Annotated in this window: 16 protein-coding genes; 10 read left to right on the top strand and 6 right to left on the bottom strand. The window is 44.9% G+C overall.

Features of this window, described 5'->3' with window-relative positions:
* Positions 1 to 17: 17 nt before the first annotated feature.
* Together ABUE20_RS00615 and ABUE20_RS00610 are read right to left on the bottom strand one after the other, a co-directional pair.
* Positions 18 to 1,844, bottom strand: coding sequence for a DUF3413 domain-containing protein (locus tag ABUE20_RS00615; RefSeq protein WP_408617856.1), 1,827 nt, complete (start codon positions 1,842 to 1,844; stop codon positions 18 to 20).
* Between the two features lie 22 nt (positions 1,845 to 1,866).
* Positions 1,867 to 2,097 (bottom strand): DUF1414 domain-containing protein, encoded by a 231-nt coding sequence (locus tag ABUE20_RS00610; protein WP_408617855.1) that lies wholly within the window; start codon positions 2,095 to 2,097, stop codon positions 1,867 to 1,869.
* A 73-nt stretch (positions 2,098 to 2,170) separates the two neighbouring features.
* Here ABUE20_RS00610 and yejK point away from each other — a divergent pair, with 73 nt between their 5' ends.
* Complete coding sequence (gene yejK, locus ABUE20_RS00605) at positions 2,171 to 3,196, top strand: nucleoid-associated protein YejK (protein WP_408617854.1); 1,026 nt, start codon at positions 2,171 to 2,173, stop codon at positions 3,194 to 3,196.
* Between the two features lie 63 nt (positions 3,197 to 3,259).
* On the opposite strand, the gene ABUE20_RS00600 is transcribed toward yejK, so the two are convergent.
* Entirely contained in the window at positions 3,260 to 4,609 is a 1,350-nt protein-coding gene (locus tag ABUE20_RS00600; protein ID WP_408618223.1) for a dihydroorotase, read from the bottom strand.
* 82 nt (positions 4,610 to 4,691) lie between these two features.
* Here ABUE20_RS00600 and ABUE20_RS00595 point away from each other — a divergent pair, with 82 nt between their 5' ends.
* From ABUE20_RS00595 to ABUE20_RS00570, 6 genes are all read left to right on the top strand, one after another.
* Entirely contained in the window at positions 4,692 to 5,567 is an 876-nt protein-coding gene (locus tag ABUE20_RS00595) for a 6-pyruvoyl trahydropterin synthase family protein (protein ID WP_408617853.1), read from the top strand.
* 258 nt (positions 5,568 to 5,825) lie between these two features.
* Entirely contained in the window at positions 5,826 to 6,167 is a 342-nt protein-coding gene (locus tag ABUE20_RS00590; protein WP_408617852.1) for an HIT domain-containing protein, read from the top strand.
* Positions 6,168 to 6,386: 219 nt separating this feature from the next.
* On the top strand, positions 6,387 to 7,397 hold the full coding sequence (nagZ, locus tag ABUE20_RS00585) for a beta-N-acetylhexosaminidase (RefSeq protein WP_408617851.1): 1,011 nt from the start codon (positions 6,387 to 6,389) through the stop codon (positions 7,395 to 7,397).
* 251 nt (positions 7,398 to 7,648) lie between these two features.
* A complete protein-coding gene (gene ycfP, locus ABUE20_RS00580) occupies positions 7,649 to 8,224 on the top strand; it encodes an alpha/beta hydrolase YcfP (RefSeq protein WP_408618222.1) in 576 nt (191 codons plus the stop codon).
* A gap of 466 nt (positions 8,225 to 8,690) precedes the next feature.
* Positions 8,691 to 10,010, top strand: coding sequence for an NAD(P)/FAD-dependent oxidoreductase (locus ABUE20_RS00575; protein ID WP_408617849.1), 1,320 nt, complete (start codon positions 8,691 to 8,693; stop codon positions 10,008 to 10,010).
* Between the two features lie 76 nt (positions 10,011 to 10,086).
* Entirely contained in the window at positions 10,087 to 10,620 is a 534-nt protein-coding gene (locus ABUE20_RS00570; protein WP_408617848.1) for an NUDIX domain-containing protein, read from the top strand.
* A gap of 4 nt (positions 10,621 to 10,624) precedes the next feature.
* On the opposite strand, the gene ABUE20_RS00565 is transcribed toward ABUE20_RS00570, so the two are convergent.
* The 3 genes from ABUE20_RS00565 to ABUE20_RS00555 are packed head-to-tail and all read right to left on the bottom strand — an operon-like array spanning position 10,625 to position 15,549.
* Positions 10,625 to 11,467: a peptidoglycan binding protein CsiV gene (locus ABUE20_RS00565; protein ID WP_408617847.1), complete on the bottom strand. Its 843-nt coding sequence runs from the start codon at positions 11,465 to 11,467 to the stop codon at positions 10,625 to 10,627.
* Entirely contained in the window at positions 11,460 to 14,933 is a 3,474-nt protein-coding gene (mfd, locus tag ABUE20_RS00560) for a transcription-repair coupling factor (protein ID WP_408617846.1), read from the bottom strand. Before mfd ends, ABUE20_RS00565 begins: the two co-directional genes overlap by 8 nt.
* Before the next feature lie 46 nt (positions 14,934 to 14,979).
* Positions 14,980 to 15,549 (bottom strand): PilZ domain-containing protein, encoded by a 570-nt coding sequence (locus ABUE20_RS00555; RefSeq protein ID WP_408617845.1) that lies wholly within the window; start codon positions 15,547 to 15,549, stop codon positions 14,980 to 14,982.
* 134 nt (positions 15,550 to 15,683) lie between these two features.
* Here ABUE20_RS00555 and ABUE20_RS00550 point away from each other — a divergent pair, with 134 nt between their 5' ends.
* The 3 genes from ABUE20_RS00550 to lolE are packed head-to-tail and all read left to right on the top strand — an operon-like array spanning position 15,684 to position 18,800.
* Positions 15,684 to 16,865, top strand: a complete 1,182-nt coding sequence (locus ABUE20_RS00550; protein WP_408617844.1) for a lipoprotein-releasing ABC transporter permease subunit — start codon at positions 15,684 to 15,686, stop codon at positions 16,863 to 16,865.
* The gene (gene lolD / locus ABUE20_RS00545) at positions 16,858 to 17,556 is read left to right on the top strand and encodes a lipoprotein-releasing ABC transporter ATP-binding protein LolD (protein WP_408617843.1); all 699 of its coding nucleotides are present in this window, start codon (positions 16,858 to 16,860) and stop codon (positions 17,554 to 17,556) included. Before ABUE20_RS00550 ends, lolD begins: the two co-directional genes overlap by 8 nt.
* Positions 17,553 to 18,800 (top strand): lipoprotein-releasing ABC transporter permease subunit LolE, encoded by a 1,248-nt coding sequence (lolE, locus tag ABUE20_RS00540; RefSeq protein ID WP_408617842.1) that lies wholly within the window; start codon positions 17,553 to 17,555, stop codon positions 18,798 to 18,800. The genes lolD and lolE overlap by 4 nt, the downstream gene beginning before the upstream one ends.
* Positions 18,801 to 18,873: the final 73 nt, after the last annotated feature.

The following is an 18,873-nucleotide window of genomic DNA, read 5'->3' as shown; positions in this document are numbered from 1 at the left end:
AGCCAGCCTCGTTTTATTTAGGAATTATCCTGATAAAAACGTCGTAACTCATTGAGTACCTGCAAAATAACCGGCATATCTGCGCGCAGATGTTTGCGGCGATAATTTCGATCCCGAGTTTCATAGTTGCCGTTACTCGTGAGTACCGTGATTTGATCCGGTTGATAGATGGCTTGTTCATCTTCATCCCCGATAATGATCCAACGGTGAGTAATGGGTGCGAACAAATCATTACCAATAGTGTAATCACTGAGTCGATTTTGTATCCCCAATAAATGCTTGCTGAGTGTAGCCGCTACATCGAGATGGCTGGTATCCACATGGATGGTTTCCGGCGCTTTATCCGGCCAGTATATGAGCAATGGAACTTCGGTCTGAAACCTTGAAAAATTGTTACCGTAACCCAAACGGTTGCTCTGTTGATCGGCAAATTCTTGTCCATGATCTGAGGTAATCATTACAACGGTATGGGCCAGTGCTCCAGAATCTTCCAGTTGTTTAAGAATACGGCCAATCTGTACATCCGTTTGTTTCACGGCATTTCGATACAGCGAAACCCACTGCGTAATATTGCTGATCTTATGGGGAAGTGGGGCATTGGTGCTGCTTAAATTCACCACAGAATTTAGGTCTAGATAACTAAACCAAGGCGTATTCGTAGCGGTTTGTGCTTGCCACGTTAGCCATTGGTTGGTGATATCGGCATCAACCTGATTCGGTTCTTGGGTTTGCGGTCCATGTAAGTTTTGCTCCGGAACATGATTCCAGACGGTTGTCCTCAGATCGGAATTATCAAATGGATTGCTACTAAAAATGCCCATTTCATAACCGCGTTGGCGCAGTCCGTCCATCAATACCGGTGAAATTTCTGCTTCATGAATACTTTTCCAGTAGGAGGTTGGTAATCCATAAAACAGACTATATACGCCCAAGGTATGCTGATTGCTGCCACTAAAGTGTTGTTGGTAGCGTAAGGTCTGGTGACTGAACTGATATGTCTCAGGCATTAACTGAGGATCGAGTGAATCCGCCCGTAGTCCCTCGACCATAATAATTAATAAATTAAGATGGTTTGCGCTTTGATTCTGATAATGTAATGTCTGTTCTGGGTAATTCAGAGGATTGCCATTATGTACGCCATCCTGCCGCGATTGTTCCCGAATCCGTTCAACATCGATAAGTCCATATGAATTGAGCAAATTTCTGGCCGTCATTGGATAGAATAGCGGGTAATTTATTTTCTGTGCCGTAATCGGGCGATAGATGGTTGCATCAGCCCAGACATGCACGACGTGCGTCAAAAAAAAACAGATGAAAAACACAATAGCAATGGGTTTGCCAATATGTTTGCGCTCTAGTCGCCGAAAACGAAGCCAACAAATCCGAGCTAGCAATAATTCCATGAAGAAGAATAGTGGAACTAAAATGAACATTAAGTTCACATCGGTTCCCTGACGATTATTTTCTTTATCGATAAGTAGTTGCCAGAGCATCGGAGTAAGGTGGACGTAAAATCGGGCAAAGACTTGTGTATCGATGGCTAGAGCACTGATGCCCGTTGTTGCAATAATGGCTCCGATAAAGCACATCGTCCGATTGCTAGGCAACAAAAAGCTCAGTGGAAATAGTGTCAGTAAAAAGACAATAAAAGGCAAAAAAGAGAATTGCCCAAGCCAGCTGATGAGCATATATCCCTGACCTAAAGTGGTATCAGGCCAGTGTGCGATGGTCAGATAACGAATAGCAACCAATAAGGTGATTGCTATATTACCCAAACAAAACCAATGTCCCCAGCTGATCAATTGGGAGACTTTATCTCGATAAGTAAGCGAACCTTGAACCATATTGCTGGTTATCCCTTTGAAACTATGATTGTTTCGATTCTTCTTCGATAGAACTAATCAATGCTTTTCCAAAACTCTGAGCAAGGGCTTTTCGCTGAGCGGAGGAGACTCGGGTATTTAATAATGTGGTGACCGCGTTCCCCATTACCATTAAAGATAGATCAGTTGGAGCCTTATGGTTATCCAATATAGTTAATACTTCTTGAAGTATTTGCTCAACTTGTTCAGATGGATATTTTGAAATGATAGCCATGTTGTTAATCTGATTCCAAAAGAAAAGATGCGTATAATAGCGCACCCAAGACACAAAAACTAACAAAACGACTATGAGCCTATCAGTTAAACATTTAGTTTTGCATTTAATCGGTCTTAATGATCAAGGTGATGTTGCTTTAAATCTGCGTGATCAGGAATCAACATTAACTGAAAATGCATTGGAACTCGTTGAAGATCTGCATTTAACTTACAATGCGAAAGGCAATAAAAGCTTTGGCTTTTTTGCGGATGCTTCGCATGAAATGCCGCAAGCCATTGAACAGTGGCAATCTGATTCAATTGATTTTATTACATTTTCTAAGCAATTAGCGGAAGCATTAGTTTCACGAATTAATCATTATGAATTAAAAGAGCAGGGCATTTTACTCATTGCTCACTATGAATTTGTTGGGGCGGATTACCTTCAGGTTATGCTATTGCAGGATAAAGTTTCACCTGCAGTGAATGATGCTATGGAAATTACGGCCAGTCATTATCTGGAAACATCTTCTATTCAATTGGCGGCTCGGATTGAGTTGACCGAAATGCAGCGGAATCGTGAATCGAGACGTTATATTTCGTATATTCGGGGACGCGCTGGCCGTAAAGTCGCTGATTTTTTTGTGGATTTTCTGGGGTGTGAAGAAGGTTTAGATACGAAACAACAAAATGCATTGTTGATGAGTGCCGTTGATGAATATTGTGATGTGGCCCAGCTGGATCCTGAAGAAAAAACTGAATATCGCAAACAGGTGAAAAGTTATTGCGATCAACAGATTAAAGATGGAGAAGAAGTCCAAGTCAAAGCGCTGTCACAGGCATTGCCTCAAAGTGATGGAGATACTCCTGATTTTTATTCTTTTGCAGCGGAAAATTTTCCGATTGAAGAACAGTTTCCGGCTGATCGGACTACGTTAAAAAAATTAACCAAGTATTTCGGTCAGGGGAAAGGGGTTACGATTAGCTTTGATCAGGGATTATTTGGGGAACGGGTTCAGTACGATCCTCAAACTGATACACTGACGATTCAGGGAACACCGCCTAATTTAAGAGAACAACTCCGTCGGGTGAGTGGTGTTGCTGATGACGAATCATGAGTAAACAGTTTGATGGATGATGGGCGCATCGTCCCTGAAATAGGGACGATGACTGGCTGCACCTTAGTTTCTGGTGAATTCTAATCGTTTCCCTTGAGCCTCACATTGTAGTTGCCCCTGATCCCAGACCACGTTCCCATTAATAATGGTTGTTTTTACCGCATTGTGGAACTGTTGGCCTTTAAAAGGTGACCAGCCGCAATGGTAGAGAATATTGTCATCAGTTACCGTGGATACAGTATTCAGATCAACCAAGGTTAAATCGGCATAATATCCTTCACGAATATAACCCCGATCTTTGAGCTGAAAACGTTCAGCAACCGCATGTGAGGTTTTGCGGACGATGGTTTCCAGTGAGAAGATCCCTTGATGATATAACTCCAATAGTGCTGGAAGCATATGCTGAACCAGTGGCAAACCGGAAGGCGCTTTAAAGTAGCTGTGTTGTTTTTCTTCAAAGGTGTGGGGGGCGTGATCGGTTGCAATCACGGCAATCCGGTCATTATTGACGGCTTGCTGTAACGCGTGTTGGTCACTGGGAAGTTTGACGGCCGGATTGCATTTAATCAGGCTTCCTAACGTGGCGTAATCGTTCTTGTTAAACCACAGATGATGCACACAAACTTCAGCGGTTACGTTGGCACTGGCTAACTGGTTGAGTTGAGTAATGGGTTCAAATTGATCCAGTTCTTCAGCCGTGGTTAAGTGCAGGACATGCAAGCGGGCCTGATGTTTTTTAGCCAGAGCAATGGCAGTTGATGAAGATTGATAACATGCTTCCCGGCTGCGGATCTCGGCATGCAGTTCCATGGGAATATCATCGCCATATTTAGCTCGGTATTGCTGTTCGAGCTTTTGGATCATCGGTGTGTTTTCACAATGAGTAGCAATTAAGACCGGTGAGTTGGCAAAAATACCGGCGAGAACCTGTTCATTATCGACCAACATATTTCCGGTGCTGGCTCCCATAAAAATTTTAACGCCACAAGCCGCATTTGGATCGAGGGCTTTAATCACGTCTAAATTGTCATTGGTTGCCCCCAGATAAAAACTGTGGTTGGCAAATGCTCGACCTTGTGCTCGTTGATATTTTTCTTCTAATGCTTCTAACGTGGTTGTTTGCGGATTAACGTTTGGCATTTCCATGAAACTGGTAATGCCGCCAGCGACAGCCGCTCTGGATTCTGTATGGATATTTCCTTTATGGGTCAGACCGGGTTCACGGAAATGAACTTGATCATCAATGACTCCCGGCAGTAGATATAGACCGGTGGCATCGATGACTTTTTCATTCGCTCTCGCATCTAAATTGGGTGCGATGGTTTCAATGCGTTCCCCGACGATCCGGACATCGGCTTCAAAGGTCTGGTTTTCATTTACAATTAATGCGTTTTTAATCAATAGCTGTTGCATGAAAGTTACTGGATTCAATTGTTGTTGGGTGTAGGTATAATACCGAATATAGATGTGAATCACAGAGTAGTCGAACGACTTCATGAAACTTTTTGTTAACGATTTAACGGTAATCGATTCAACTTTCCTGTGCCCTGATCGCGGATTAGTGGGAGAAAGCTGGATTGTAGATATAGAGCTGGCCGGACAGTTGAACCAAATGAACATGCTATTTGATTTTGGTTTAGTGAAAAAAACAATTAAGCGCATTATCGATGAGAATGTTGATCATAAGTTGCTAATCCCAAGACGTTCTCCGCAGTGTTCGGTGAGTCCACTCGATGCTGATGGGCGGATTGGTGTCTCTTTTATGCGTCCAGAGCAGCGGCACATTCAGCTATGTTGTCCTCAACAAGCATTTTGTTTTATCGATTGCATTGAAATCACCGAAGCAGCCATTATCAAATATGTTGTAGATGTGCTGACGCCGCATATGCCGGATAATATTTCAGGACTGACGATCAAACTGCGTAATGAGCAGATTGAAGGGCCTTATTATCATTATAGCCATGGCCTTAAGAAACATGATGGCAATTGCCAGCGGATTGCTCATGGACATCGCTCGATGCTTGAAATTTTTATCGATGATGAAGCCGATGAGGAGCTGGCGGCCAGTTGGGCGATGAAATGGCGGAATGTTTATTTGGGATCTCAGGAAGATGAGTGTCCATTAGCTGATTTGAGTTTTAATCCAACGTTGGCTCATAACGATTCGGTCGGGTTTGCTTATCAGGCTCCTCAAGGTTTTTTTGAATTGTTACTTCCTCGAGCAGAGTGCGATTTGTTGCCCTGTGATACGACGGTCGAAAATTTAGCTTATCATATCGCTTCAAGCATTAAGCAATCACACCCACAGCAGGAAGTTCGAGTGCATGCCTATGAAGGGGTTGGTAAAGGTGCCATTGCTGTTTTAGCCTGACTGACTTTTTTGGATAAAGTGCGTTGATTTTCGGATGCACTTTATCCGCTCTATATTCTTTTATAAAAGTGAAGAGGACTCACAATACATCCATACAAAATTTTTGTTTGGGGAGCGCATAAAAAGCCATAGATATGCCTCATATTTGCGGTGATTTCATTCCTTTACTTTATTCTTGTGTCAATTGGGTGTTGGCTTCTGAATAGGAGTCGATTAATCTTATAAGTCATCGTCTTTTATACTTAATGAGTAACTGTGATGGCAGAAGAAACAATTTTTAGTAAAATTATACGTCAGGAAATTCCTACCGAATTGTTATATCAGGATGAACTTGTCAGCGCCTTCCGTGATATTTCTCCAAAAGCTCCCGTACATATTCTGATTGTCCCCAATAAGCTGATCCCAACGGTCAATGATGTCACTGAAAGTGATGAACTCACTATCGGGCGGATGGTAACCGTTGCCGGTAAACTGGCCGCACAAGAAGGCATTGCCGAAGACGGATATCGTTTAGTGATGAATTGTAATGAATTTGGCGGACAGGAAGTATTTCACCTACACATGCATTTGCTAGGTGGTAAACGTTTGGCTCCATTATAGGTGGGGTAGGCGGTCATTGGTTATCGTTATATCATCGTGTTCAATGATTTGTTGGGTATTGTGAGCTCGAACAGCGATCAAAAAGATGTATTTTATAAAATAATAGGGCGTTGCCTGATTGAGTCATTGAATCAACAGGATGTACCAGTAAGCGATTACCTGTGAAATTATTAAAAATAGCGAGTGAGTTGATAAGTCGCGCATAACTTGAGGAATATAATGGGGCCGTTATTTATTGATCTGGAAGGAACTGAGCTTGAACCGGGTGAACGTGAACTTTTAGCCCATCCTTTAGTGGCAGGTGTCATTTTATTTAGCCGTAATTATTTAGACCGGGAACAGTTAGAAAATCTGGTTAGGCAGATTCGACAGAGCCGAAGCGAACCTCTTTTGATCGTGACTGACCATGAAGGTGGACGCGTTCAACGTTTTCGAAAAGCTTTTACTGAACTGCCTAGCCCCGGAACGATTCAATTTATTGCACAAGAACATCAGCTTACGGCGACGGAGCTCGCTCGCGAATTGGGTTGGCTAATGGCTGCAGAATTGCGGGCTTGTGATATCGATTTGAGTCTGGCTCCGGTTTTAGATTGTGACGGTATTAGTGACGTGATAGGCGACCGGGCTTTTTCTGCCGTTCCCAGTGATGTGGCTGATATCGCCGGAGCTTGGATCGATGGGATGCATAGCTCGGGAATGCGCTCCGTGGGGAAACATTTCCCAGGGCATGGCAGTGTAAAAGCGGATTCTCATGTCAGTGTAGCCATTGATGAGCGTTCGTATAATGAAATATTTGCAACGGATCTATTGCCGTTTCAACAATTGATTAATCAGCATAAGTTAGATGCGATTATGCCGGCTCATGTGAGGTATCCGCAGGTCTGTGAACATCCTGCTGGTTTTTCAGCCACTTGGCTTAAAGATATTTTGCGCCAGCAGTTTGGATTTACAGGTGTGATCTTTAGTGATGATTTGTCGATGAAAGCGGCATCGGTGGAAGGTGATATTCAGGAGCGAGCTCTTCAGGCATTGAATGCCGGGTGTGATCTATTACTCGCTTGTAATGATCGTCCCGGAACTGAATTGCTATTGGATCGATTATCAATCGAGTGGAAATCGGATAAAGCGCTATTGCTTGAGCCCAAGGCTACCGCCATGGCATGGTCTGAACTAACGCGGCAGAGTCGTTATCAAAAAGCCCAACAAATACTTGCAGGTTTTGGGAAGTGAGGATTACTCTTAAGGGAATTAGGCGCTGTTAATTTTGCAAAATTCATTCTTACTTTATCTAAAATCGTTTTATGAATGAATATGAGATAGGATGATTTTAGATAAACTTATTTCCGTCTGTGGTTCTGGTCGGCGGCGGTGTTGATACATGAGATATACCGTTTGTTTTCGATATGGATTCAGGGCTACCACGCGAGGAATGAAAGATTAATAGGTCTTTGTTTATTTATTTTTGTTAGCGGGAGAGGATGATGATTATCTATCTACACGGTTTTGATTCAACAAGCCCGGGTAACTACCAAAAAGTCATGCAGTTGCAGTTTATCGATCCCAACGTGCATGCAATTTCTTATAGCACCATTCATCCTAAACATGATTTGAGTCATTTGCTGAATGCTGTAACTGAAGTGATTAGTCATTGCTCTCCAGATGAACCGATTGTAATCGTCGGCGTGGGTTTGGGGGGATATTGGAGTGAACGCATCGGTTTTTTATGTGGCATTCCCTCGGTTTTGATTAACCCGAATTTACATCCTGAGACAAATATGGGTGGTAAAGTCGAACGGATTGAAGAATTTGAACATATTAAAGGTAAATGTGTGCAAAATTTTCGGGAATTAAATCAACATAAAAGTTTGGTTGTTTTATCCCGAAACGATGAATTATTGGATACTGAAGCTCTTGCTCAAGAATTGCAGCCATTTTATGAAATTATTTGGGATGAAGTACAAACCCATAAATTTGCTGATTTAGGGGCTTATTTATCTCGAATTAAAACGCATCGGAACAGGCAATGTCTCCCTCAGCTACATGCCGTTCAAATCTAGCATAACTTCCCCAAAACCAGTACCGGTTTGTTATCAATTTTTATAAGAGATGTTAATTCCCTTATAAAAATTGATATTTCTCAAAAAATGTGATGAAAGTCACCCGTAAATCTTTATAATCTTCCTATAGGGCCTGTTGACCTTTGTTGATTATTTTTTCAATAAATCAAAGGTAATACAAACAAGGCAGACGCTGTGTCGTGTAGTGATTCTCCACAAAACACATCTAGCGGCGGATAGTTGTGCTCAGATGTTGCCGAAAAGGTTCATTGAAACGCATTCAGGATCTGCATATCTCCCGACTTACTTTAGTTAAGTTGTGTAGAGGTATTACGTTTAAAAAGTGTTTGATGCGAACAAAATTCGAACATCAAAGATCAATAGGCCCTCATAAATAAATGACAGCAGTAGCTACTTTTGTCATGAATAACGATTGGATTAATTCATATATTTTGGAGATGAACCCATGCTGAAGATTGTCGTCGTCGGTGGTGGTGCTGGTGGATTAGAACTGGTGACTAAACTCGGGCGGAAGCTCGGTCGGAAGAAAAAAGCACTGGTCACACTGGTAGACCGGAATCGGACTCATTTATGGAAACCGTTGTTGCATGAAGTCGCGGCCGGTTCTCTGGATTCGGGGATCGACGCACTGAGTTACCGTTCTCAGGCTTCCAATAGCGGCTTTGATTACCAGCTGGGTTCGATGGTTAGTTTAGATCGAGAAAACAAAAAAATTGAATTAGCTCCTGTGATTGATGATGATGGCGTCGAATTATTACCATCTCGCCAGATCGATTACGATATTCTGGTGATGGCTATTGGCTCTATTTCGAATGATTTTGGGACCAAAGGCGTTAAAGACCACTGTATTTTCCTCGATAACCCACAACGAGCCCAGTATTTCCATGAGCGGATGTTGAATCGATTTTTACAATTTTCTGTAGAATCCGGCGTTGATCTGCAAAATCCGAAAAAAGATGACGATAGAGTGCGCATTGCTATTGTTGGGGGCGGAGCCACCGGCGTAGAGTTATCGGCGGAGCTTCATAATGCAGCCCAGCAATTAAAAAATTATGGAATGCCTTACGTGTCTAATGACTGCCTAGATGTCACTTTGGTTGAAGCGGGTCCTCGTATTCTGCCTGCATTGCCAGAGCGAATCGCCGGGGCTGCACATCATGAGTTAAGTAAAATGGGCGTTGATGTCCGTACGGCAACCATGATTACAGAAGCTTCAGCGCAAGGGTTGATGACTAAAGAAGGTGAGCTGATTGCTGCGGATTTGATGGTTTGGGCGGCTGGGATTAAATGCCCTGATTTTATGAAAGAGCTGGGCGGACTCGAAACCAACCGTATTAATCAGCTTGTTGTGCGTAAAACATTGCAAACGACTCAAGATGATAATGTGTATGCGATTGGGGATTGTGCCAGTTGTCCGATTGATGATTCCGGTAAAACAGTTCCTCCTCGGGCTCAGTCTGCTCACCAGATGTCCGATTGCGCGTATGCGAATATTTTGGCCTCTTTGAATCAGAAACCGCTAAAAGAGTATGTTTATAAAGATCATGGCTCGTTAGTGTCATTGAGTCATTATAGTACCGTGGGTTCACTGATGGGGAACCTGATGAAAGGTTCAATGAAAGTGGAAGGGCGTATTGCTCGTGTCGTTTATATTTCATTGTATCGAATGCATCAGATTGCGCTATATGGTTATTTCAAAACGGGTTTGATTATGCTGGTTGGGCGTATTAACCGCGCTTTGCGACCTAAGCTGAAATTGCATTAATGCAATCATGATATGCTGAAACGGGACTTATCAAAGTCCCGTTTTTGATCCAATCGAATTTAGAGAGACATCTATTATGGGCTGGGAAACAAAATCATCAGAAGTTGTGTATGAAAATCCGTGGATCCGTGTTGAGGATCGACAGGTCATTAATCCTGCCGGGCATCCGGCAACGTATGGCATGATCCATTTTAAAAATACGGCCGTGGGCGTGGTCCCTCTCACGGATGATGGCGATGTCTATTTGGTTGGACAGAGTCGCTATGCTATCGATCAGTATAGCTGGGAACTCCCGGAAGGCGGTTGCCCGCAAGGCGAATTACCTCTGGATGCAGCGCATCGCGAATTAGCTGAGGAAACCGGCTTACGCGCCGATCATATGCAGCCTTTGTTGCAAATGCATTTATCCAATTCAGTGACTGATGAGCTCGCACATATTTTTATTGCAACGGGTTTGCATCAGGGTGAACAACAGTTAGAAGAAACCGAAGATATTACAGTGCGCCGTCTGGTTTTGGATGATGCCTTGGCCATGATCCAGCGCGGCGAAATCACTGATGCGATTACGATCGCCGCACTACTAGCTGTGGTTCGATTCCAGATGCGTTAAATGGCTATTCGTCACTATTTTGCCCGTTTGGTTCCGTTTCTGGAATTTTGCGAATTTGGATGATCATGCCCAGTTTGGGATGGTCAAAATAATGAATTTCTCCGGAGCGAACTCGCCGCTTTTGATCAAATTTATAGCTCACAAACTGCATTTGCGGCAGGGAAGTGTCTTCGTTGGGGGCGGCTGTATTAGATGTGATTGCAGCATTTCCTTCAGAGGAAGAGTCTGAAGGCGTTGATGTATTTTCCTGATTCGGTGCGGATAGACTTGGCTGCAACGGTTGTTGCTCGGTTAATAGTAACTGCGAATCAATATATAAATAATGTTGTAAATAGATGCGAAGTCCGCCTTGCAATTCCCACTGAGGTTGTTGGTTGTCTGTCGTTTGAATTATAGGAAGCTGTTTACCTGCTTCTATTCCTAAATAGGTTGAACGGGCTCGGGACGGAATATTTTCACGCCAGAGCATATGTAGCAGGGGGGTAAATGCGGCGTGATGACGAATGACATTCCATTGTTGATTCAATCCGAATTGAGAGGCCGGTAACATTTGTACTCGGATGGGACCTTGCACTGGCCAGCCGCTGCCATTGATTTCAACCGGCAGTTGCTGCGGTAAATCACAGTTATCCGGGCTGCACTTGAGAAGGGGAGCGAGCAGTTGCTGAGTTGGGGTGATCGAGAGCTGTTGTTGGCTCTGATCCCAATATTCTCCAGTGGGCTGTGGGTCATTGCGTTTAAACAGGATCAGTTCGACATCAAAGGTACGAGCTTGTGCAAATGAGACGCAAAGGCTAGTGAGTGCCACCAGAGAAATGAAGGTAGTCGTTGTAAATTTTTTAAGCATATTGGGCTTCCGGCAGTTGATGTGCACAGAGATCTCTAAGCAAGGATTGGATCTGATCGATTCGTTCCCGTCGGTCAATGCTGTGAATGGTAAATTTAAGGCGGTTTGGGCTGGTCATCTGATAATCTTTGGGCTGATGTTGGAACAGTGAGACCAAATATTGTGAGTCAACCGTGGTGTTCTGACCAAATTCAATGGTTCCTGATTTAGCGCCTGCCTCAACTCGTTTAAGACCTATCTGAGTTGCTAATTGTTTCATCTCTTGGATCATAAATAAATTTTTAGCGGCATCAGGGAGTAGTCCGAAGCGGTCAATGAGTTCAATCTGAAGCTCTCTTAACTGGGTGTCATCGTCACAGCTAGCCAGACGCTTGTATATGGATAGCCGCGAATTGACATCCTGAATATAGTTATCGGGCAGTAAGGCTGGGATCGCTAATTCTACCTCGGCATGGTCTGATTCAAGCAGGTCCAGCGATGGTTCTTTTCCAGATTTCAGCGCATTGACGGCCCGTTCCAACATCTCCATATATAGTGTAAATCCAACGGCCTCGATTTGACCGCTCTGTTCGTCCCCTAACAGCTCTCCGGCACCACGAATCTCCAGATCGTGGGTCGCTAAGGTAAAGCCTGCACCTAGATCTTCTAGTTCCGCAATGGCATCCAGTCGCCGTTTCGCATCTTTAGTCATCGCTTTGGGCGGTGGTGTGAGCAAATAAGCATAGGCTTGATGATGAGAGCGACCCACCCGGCCTCGTAACTGGTGCAACTGCGCCAGCCCAAAATGGTCAGCTTGATCAATGATAATAGTGTTCGCGTTGGGAATGTCGATCCCGGTTTCAATAATCGTTGTACAAACCAGCACATTAAATCGCTGATGGTGAAAATCCGACATAATCCGTTCGAGTTGGCGTTCTCGCATTTGACCATGACCGATCGCGATACGAGCCTGAGGGATGGACTCTTGTAATTGCTGAGCCACTCGCTCAATGGTTTCAACATTATTATGTAGGAAGTAAACCTGCCCACCGCGGGTGATTTCCCGGATGATCGCTTCTTTGATTAAAGCATCATCGTGACGACGGACAAAGGTTTTAACAGCCAATCGACGTGCTGGGGCGGTCGCGATAATGGACAGATCTCGCATGCCGCTCATCGCCATATTCAAGGTCCGAGGGATCGGTGTTGCCGTTAACGTTAAAATATCCACGTCGGAGCGCATGGCTTTGATTTGTTCTTTGTGACGAACCCCAAAGCGGTGTTCTTCGTCGACAATCAACAACCCTAAGTCACTAAACTTGATATTTTTAGCCAGTAACTTGTGAGTGCCGATGATGATATCGATTTTACCTTCGGCAAGTTCTTCAAGAATTTGGGTCTGCTGTTTGGCCGTTTTAAAACGGGATAAGACCTCAATTCGCACCGGCCAGTTGGCAAATCGGTCACAGAAATTATCATAGTGTTGCTGAGCTAACAGGGTGGTGGGGACTAAAACTGCGACCTGTTTGTTGTCGTTGACGGCGACAAAGGCGCCGCGCATAGCGACTTCAGTTTTGCCGAACCCAACATCACCGCAGACCAGTCGATCCATCGCCAGAGGTTGATTCATGTCAGCCAGTACGGCTTGAATCGAGCGCATTTGATCGTCGGTTTCTTCAAAGGGAAAATCGGCACAGAACTGCTGATAAGCCGATTCATCCAGTTTGAATGCGTAACCGGGTTTAGCCGCTCGGCGAGCATAGATATCTAATAGTTCAGCAGCAACATCACGAACTTTTTCAGCGGCCTTATTACGGGCTTTTTGCCAGGCATCACTTCCCAGTTTATGGAGTGGCGCCGTTTCATCATTGCTGCCGCTATAACGGCTGATCAAATGCAACGAGGATACCGGAACATAGAGTTTGGCATCGTTGGCATAAAGTAGGGTTAAAAATTCAGTTTGAACCGTTCCGGTGTCGAGTGTGGTGAGCCCTTGATAACGGCCCACACCATGTTCTAAATGGACGACGGGTTGCCCGATGGACAGCTCTGCCAAATTTCGGATCATGGCATCGGCATTAGTCGATTGATGAGCCCGTCGGTTTCGGCGTCGGACAATTTGTTTCCCCAGTAGGTCGCTTTCCCCAATGATCGACAACTGTTGTTCCTGAAGCATAAATCCGGCTTCAAGCGGCGCTATCATTAGATAAAAACGCTGTTCTGGGGTGATTTCTGTGAAATGCTGAATGACTTTAATTTGGATCTTAAGTGGTTTCAGTAAGGACTGTAACGCTTCCCGACGCCCGGCTGTTTCAACGACAAAACAACATTGATCCGACGATTGCTCGATAAATTGGCGAAGCGGCTGAGTGGGTTCACTGAGCTGATGATTGAACGCAAGCTCGGGTAATGGTTCGATGGCTAAGTTGGTTCGACCAGGCGCTGGGGTGACGGCTTCGGTTTTCAGATTAATCCGGGGATACTGCTTCAGACTGGCAAAGCACTGATCTACATTCAGATAAAGATCTTCAGGATCGAGCAGGGGCCGTAATCGGTCATAGCGGCCATTTTCAAACCGCTGTTGGATGTTCTCCCAAAATTGATTGGCTGACGTTGTAATATCACCAATCGCCATAATCTGAATATGCGCAGGAAGCAATTCACTGAGCTGAGCTGTTTTCTCATGAAAAATCGGGAGATAATATTCGATCCCGGCGGGCCATATTCCCTTGGAGACCTGCTGATAAATAGATTCATCTTCACGAGGGGTATCAAAGCGTTGCCGCCAGCGGCTGCGAAATGATTCGATGGCTTCTGCATCCGTTGGAAACTCATGGGCTGGAAGTAGCTCAATTTCGGAGACGGTATTTTGGCTCCGTTGGTCATCCGGGTCAAAACTGCGGATGGTATCCACTTCGTCATCGAAAAAATCGACGCGATAAGGTTCGGTACTCCCCATCGGAAACAGATCTAATAATCCACCGCGGACGGCAAATTCGCCATGTCCCAAGACTTGATCAACTTGCTGATATCCTCCGGTGACTAGATTTTGGCGAAACTGTTCTAAACGAATCGTTTGTCCTTGGCTGATTTTAAGGCTTCGACTTTGAATATACTGAGCTGGAGCTGTACGCATCATCCAGGTCGCAACGGACATGATGAAGACCTGCGAGTCATCACCGTTGATCATCTGATACAGAGTCCGTAATCGGTTTGAGATAACATCCTGATGGGGTGAAAAATTATCGTAAGGGAGGGTTTCCCAGTCCGGTAGAAATTTCACTCGTTCCGCGCCGAGCAATCCGTTTAATTCATGTTCAAGACGTAAAGCGCCGGATGTGTCTTCCGTTAAGATCACCAGAGGTTGATTAGTTTGTTGGATATATTCACAAGCAACCAACGCAATACTGCTACCGGGCAGATGACCTATCGTTTTTTGTTCCCCCGCTTGTCGCGGGATAGGGAGGTTAGAAAACAGTTGATTCATAACAAAAACAAGACTGTCCTTACATTCATTAATTTAAATAATCTTACTATTCATCGTGGGACTGTCGGGCTTTAGCCCTTGCCTGGAGCAATTTCGACTGGACATGAAGACTTGCGCGAACCAGTGCTTCACGATCTTCTTCCCGAATTAAAGCATATTCACACTCAATATTGAATGGGCTCGTTGAGGAACATGCTGTGACTCGCCCATAGCAGTAAATCGCAGTCGCTTCTTCGGGTAAAAATACCTTGAGTTGAAGCTGTTGCCCTGTTGCCAGTGGAGTCTCCCAATGAAACCGCAGCTGTGAACCGCCAAAATGGGTGGTTTGGGTTCGTGCGGCTGGATCATCCTGTAATGATAAGACATAGGAAAGTAACATATCGAGCTTATCTGCTTGGCTTTTTAGGTAGCGTTGTAACATGACTCCGGCTTCACCGAGCGATTGCAAACTGGATGATAGATCGGTGCTATAGCTATGAGGACTCGTCATCCGGAATGACTCGGGGATCTCTTCTAAAAATGTACTATATTCAGGCAATGGTTGTGATGCTGGTAATACAGATACATTAATGTTGAGTTGATAAGCGACACTAAAATAGCTGGTATCTTCATTCATTCAGTTAGGACTCCGAATCATTAGGTCAGGAGATCCCATAATAGCAAATTTCTGAAATTTGCGGTGCTGGCGTTGTTGGAATCTGATCGGCAAGGTATGATGATCGCTCTTTTTCGATGGGGTAACTTGCTCACGTGCAATATCAATGGCAACTGGACTTTCGAATCGCCTGGCGTTTCTCAAGAGGTAGTAAAAAACAGCGGTTTGCTACATTTGTGAGTGGTTTTTCCACCATCGGTATTACCTTAGGCGTCGCTGCGTTAATTACGGTTATCTCAGTGATGAATGGGTTCCAGAATCAGCTGGAACAGCGCATATTAAATGTCGTCCCTCATTTACAAATTCCCCCTGGAGTCAGTGTTCCCCAGCCTTTAGCCACTCTTGCGCATGCACCGTTGGTGTCTGCGGTGGTTGTGGTGCAAAGTGCCTCACAGCTACGGGCCGCTCAGTTGCAGGGGATTGCGCCATCGCTACAACCGGATCACTTATTGTTGGAGCAGCATCTGGTTGCCGGAAAGTTGACCAGTTTGCAACCCGGACATTTTCAGGTCATTTTAGGGGGATTATTAGCCCGACAACTCAATGTCTCAGTCGGAGATTCGGTTCGGCTTATCGCAACTGATAAACTCATCTATACCCCATTGGGTGAGATCCCATCACAACGAATGTTTAAAGTCGCAGGTATATTTAGTTTTTCGGCTCCGGTCGATGAACAGTTTATCTGGGTCAATCAGCAGGATGCCGCCCGGTTACTGCGCTCTCCTCTGGCCAAGGTGCAACAGACACGGTTGTTTATTTCCGATCCTTTAAATATTGAACATTACAGCCAATATTTACCCGCAGGAGGCAGTGACTGGCGGCAATATTATGGGCAGCTATTTTCAGCGGTCAAAATGGAAAAAACGATGATGAGCTTGTTGTTCTGTTTGGTCATCGCGGTGGCTGCTTTTAATATTTTATCATCGTTGATCATGATGGTGGGGGATAAACAGTCGGATGTGGCTATTTTGCAAACTCTGGGACTTCGTCGGATAGATTTACTTCGTATTTTTATGATCCAGGGAGCATGGAGTGGTTGTCTGGGGGCTATTGTTGGCGTGGGTGCCGGCATTTTGTTAACTCACCATTTGAATCCGGTGATGAGTCTGTTAGGACTTAATTTAACTTTAGGCACCGCTGGTGTACCGGTGGTCGTCAATTCGATTCAGGTCATGAGTATTGCCATCTTGGCGATGCTGCTCAGTATTTTAGCCACCTTGTATCCAGCTTGGCAGGCCAGCCGAATTTTACCCGCAGAGGCGCTTCGTTGTGAGTGATATGATTTTAAGTTGTCGTCAATTAAGTAAACAGTATCAGGATGGATCGCAGATTACGCCGGTACTGAAGCAGGTTGACCTATCGATTGTTAGTGGTGAAGCGGTTGCGATTGTTGGAAGTTCCGGCAGTGGCAAAAGTACCTTGTTACATTTGTTGGGGGGACTGGATCGGCCCAATTCAGGTGAAGTGATTCTGGACGGACAATCTTTGTTTTCACTGCCAGAACGTAAAATAGCGCGATTGCGGAATCAACAGTTGGGTTTTGTTTATCAGTTTCACCATTTGCTGGGTGAATTTACTGCTGAAGAAAATGTCGCCATGCCACAGTTTATTGCCGGAGTTCCCCGTAAACAGGCGCTGTTGCAGGCCCGAGAATTACTGGAGCGGGTTGGCTTATCGCATCGTTTAAAAAATAGACCGGCTGAAATGTCAGGGGGAGAGCGCCAGAGAACGGCGATAGCTCGGGCACTGGTCAATCATCCCAAAGTGATTCTAGCGGATGAGCCGACCGGTAATCTGGATAGTCAAACGACGGATGCAGTTTATGATCTGTTGTTGGAACTGAATCAGGAGCGGCAGATGGCATTTGTAGTCGTGACTCATGATCGGCAGTTAGCCCATCGCTTTGATCGCATTTTGACCATGGCGGATGGGCGGTTGCAGGATGTGGGTGCCGAGGCCTCGTTATGAATCGTCATCTGGCTCTTTTTATTGGGTTACGGTATCACCGTTTTGGTCGAAGACGCGGTCTGGTTGCGTTTATTTCCCGTTCTTCAACGATTGGGATTGCCTTGGGTGTGGCTGTTTTAATTATTGGCTTATCCGTTATGAATGGCTTTGAGCGAGAACTGAACCAGCGATTTTTATCTGTGGTGAGTCATGGTGAGCTCCCTGCGGTGAAACCGCCACTGAGACATGCTTCACAATTGGTTCAGATTGCGGAACATACTCCGGAGGTGCTGGCGGCCGCACCGTATATTGAGATGCATGGTTTGATCACCCACAATGGATTACTGGCTCCCGTTGGAATTCGAGCGATTGATCCGACCCAACAATTACAAGTGACGAATATTCGTCCTTATATTCGAGAAAATGCGCTGGCTAAATTGACCGCTGATTCGCCGGGAATTATTTTAGGGGCTCAGATTGCTAAAAAAATCCAAGTAGCTCCCGGAGATTATGTCACCTTGATGTTGGCCCAAGACTTACCTAATCAACATCAGTTAACCGCACCTCGACGGGTTCGGGTTCCCGTAGTGGGACTTTTTCAGATTAATGGTCAGCTTGACGGTGAGCTGGCGTTTATGCACCTGTCTGAAGCTCAAAAAATACAGCATTGGCAGCCTGATGAAGTTTCTGGGATCAGTGTCCGAGTCACCCACCCCTTACAGGCTGCCGCCATTGTACGGCAGATCGGATTGCAATATCCACAAATGGTCTACGTAGAAAGTTGGATGCAGCGCTATGGCTATCTTTATCAGGATATCCAGATGGTTCGGACTATTATGTATGCCATTATGTTACTGATTGTGGCTGTAGCCAGTTTTAATATTATCTCGACACTGATTCTGGCTGTAGCCGATAAACGTCGGGATTTGGCTATTCTGAAAACGCTGGGAGCTCCGAATCATTTGTTAGTGCGCTGTTTTATTGTCTATGGTGGATATAATGCAGTGATGGGATGTTTTTGGGGATGTGTGTTTGGAATTGCCGGTAGTTTATGGCTTCCCAATCTTGTGAGTTTTCTGGAGCAGCTCTTTGGGCATCGATTATTATCACCGGATGTGTATTTTATCGATTTTTTACCCAGTGAATTAAACTTCTGGAATGTTCTGGTTGTGGCTGCCAGTGCGGCTGCTATTGGTTTATTGGCCACTATATGGCCTGCATTTCGGGCTCGGCACATTCAGCCTGCACAGGAACTCAGTCGGTAGCCTATTAAAGGCAGATCCAATTCCAACAAGCGCCTTTGAGAAGGGCTTGCTGGACTGAGTGAATGGCAATGTA

Source organism: Celerinatantimonas marina (assembly GCF_046054165.1).
Taxonomy (GTDB): Bacteria; Pseudomonadota; Gammaproteobacteria; order Enterobacterales; family Celerinatantimonadaceae; genus Celerinatantimonas.
The sequence above is the reverse complement of the archived record's forward strand: the minus strand, read 5'-3'. Positions and strand labels throughout refer to the sequence as shown.

Excerpts from the sequence above, each read along its gene's own strand:
- yejK (WP_408617854.1), top strand. The coding sequence starts at position 2,171 with ATGAGCCTATCAGTTAAACATTTAGTTTTGCATTTAATCGGTCTTAAT.
- ABUE20_RS00600 (WP_408618223.1), bottom strand. The coding sequence starts at position 4,609 with ATGCAACAGCTATTGATTAAAAACGCATTAATTGTAAATGAAAACCAG.
- ABUE20_RS00610 (WP_408617855.1), bottom strand. The coding sequence starts at position 2,097 with ATGGCTATCATTTCAAAATATCCATCTGAACAAGTTGAGCAAATACTT.
- mfd (WP_408617846.1), bottom strand. The coding sequence starts at position 14,933 with ATGAATCAACTGTTTTCTAACCTCCCTATCCCGCGACAAGCGGGGGAA.
- nagZ (WP_408617851.1), top strand. The coding sequence starts at position 6,387 with ATGGGGCCGTTATTTATTGATCTGGAAGGAACTGAGCTTGAACCGGGT.
- ABUE20_RS00575 (WP_408617849.1), top strand. The coding sequence starts at position 8,691 with ATGCTGAAGATTGTCGTCGTCGGTGGTGGTGCTGGTGGATTAGAACTG.
- ABUE20_RS00595 (WP_408617853.1), top strand. The coding sequence starts at position 4,692 with ATGAAACTTTTTGTTAACGATTTAACGGTAATCGATTCAACTTTCCTG.
- ABUE20_RS00565 (WP_408617847.1), bottom strand. The coding sequence starts at position 11,467 with ATGCTTAAAAAATTTACAACGACTACCTTCATTTCTCTGGTGGCACTC.
- ycfP (WP_408618222.1), top strand. The coding sequence starts at position 7,649 with ATGATTATCTATCTACACGGTTTTGATTCAACAAGCCCGGGTAACTAC.
- ABUE20_RS00590 (WP_408617852.1), top strand. The coding sequence starts at position 5,826 with ATGGCAGAAGAAACAATTTTTAGTAAAATTATACGTCAGGAAATTCCT.
- ABUE20_RS00555 (WP_408617845.1), bottom strand. The coding sequence starts at position 15,549 with ATGAATGAAGATACCAGCTATTTTAGTGTCGCTTATCAACTCAACATT.
- ABUE20_RS00615 (WP_408617856.1), bottom strand. The coding sequence starts at position 1,844 with ATGGTTCAAGGTTCGCTTACTTATCGAGATAAAGTCTCCCAATTGATC.
- lolE (WP_408617842.1), top strand. The coding sequence starts at position 17,553 with ATGAATCGTCATCTGGCTCTTTTTATTGGGTTACGGTATCACCGTTTT.
- ABUE20_RS00570 (WP_408617848.1), top strand. The coding sequence starts at position 10,087 with ATGGGCTGGGAAACAAAATCATCAGAAGTTGTGTATGAAAATCCGTGG.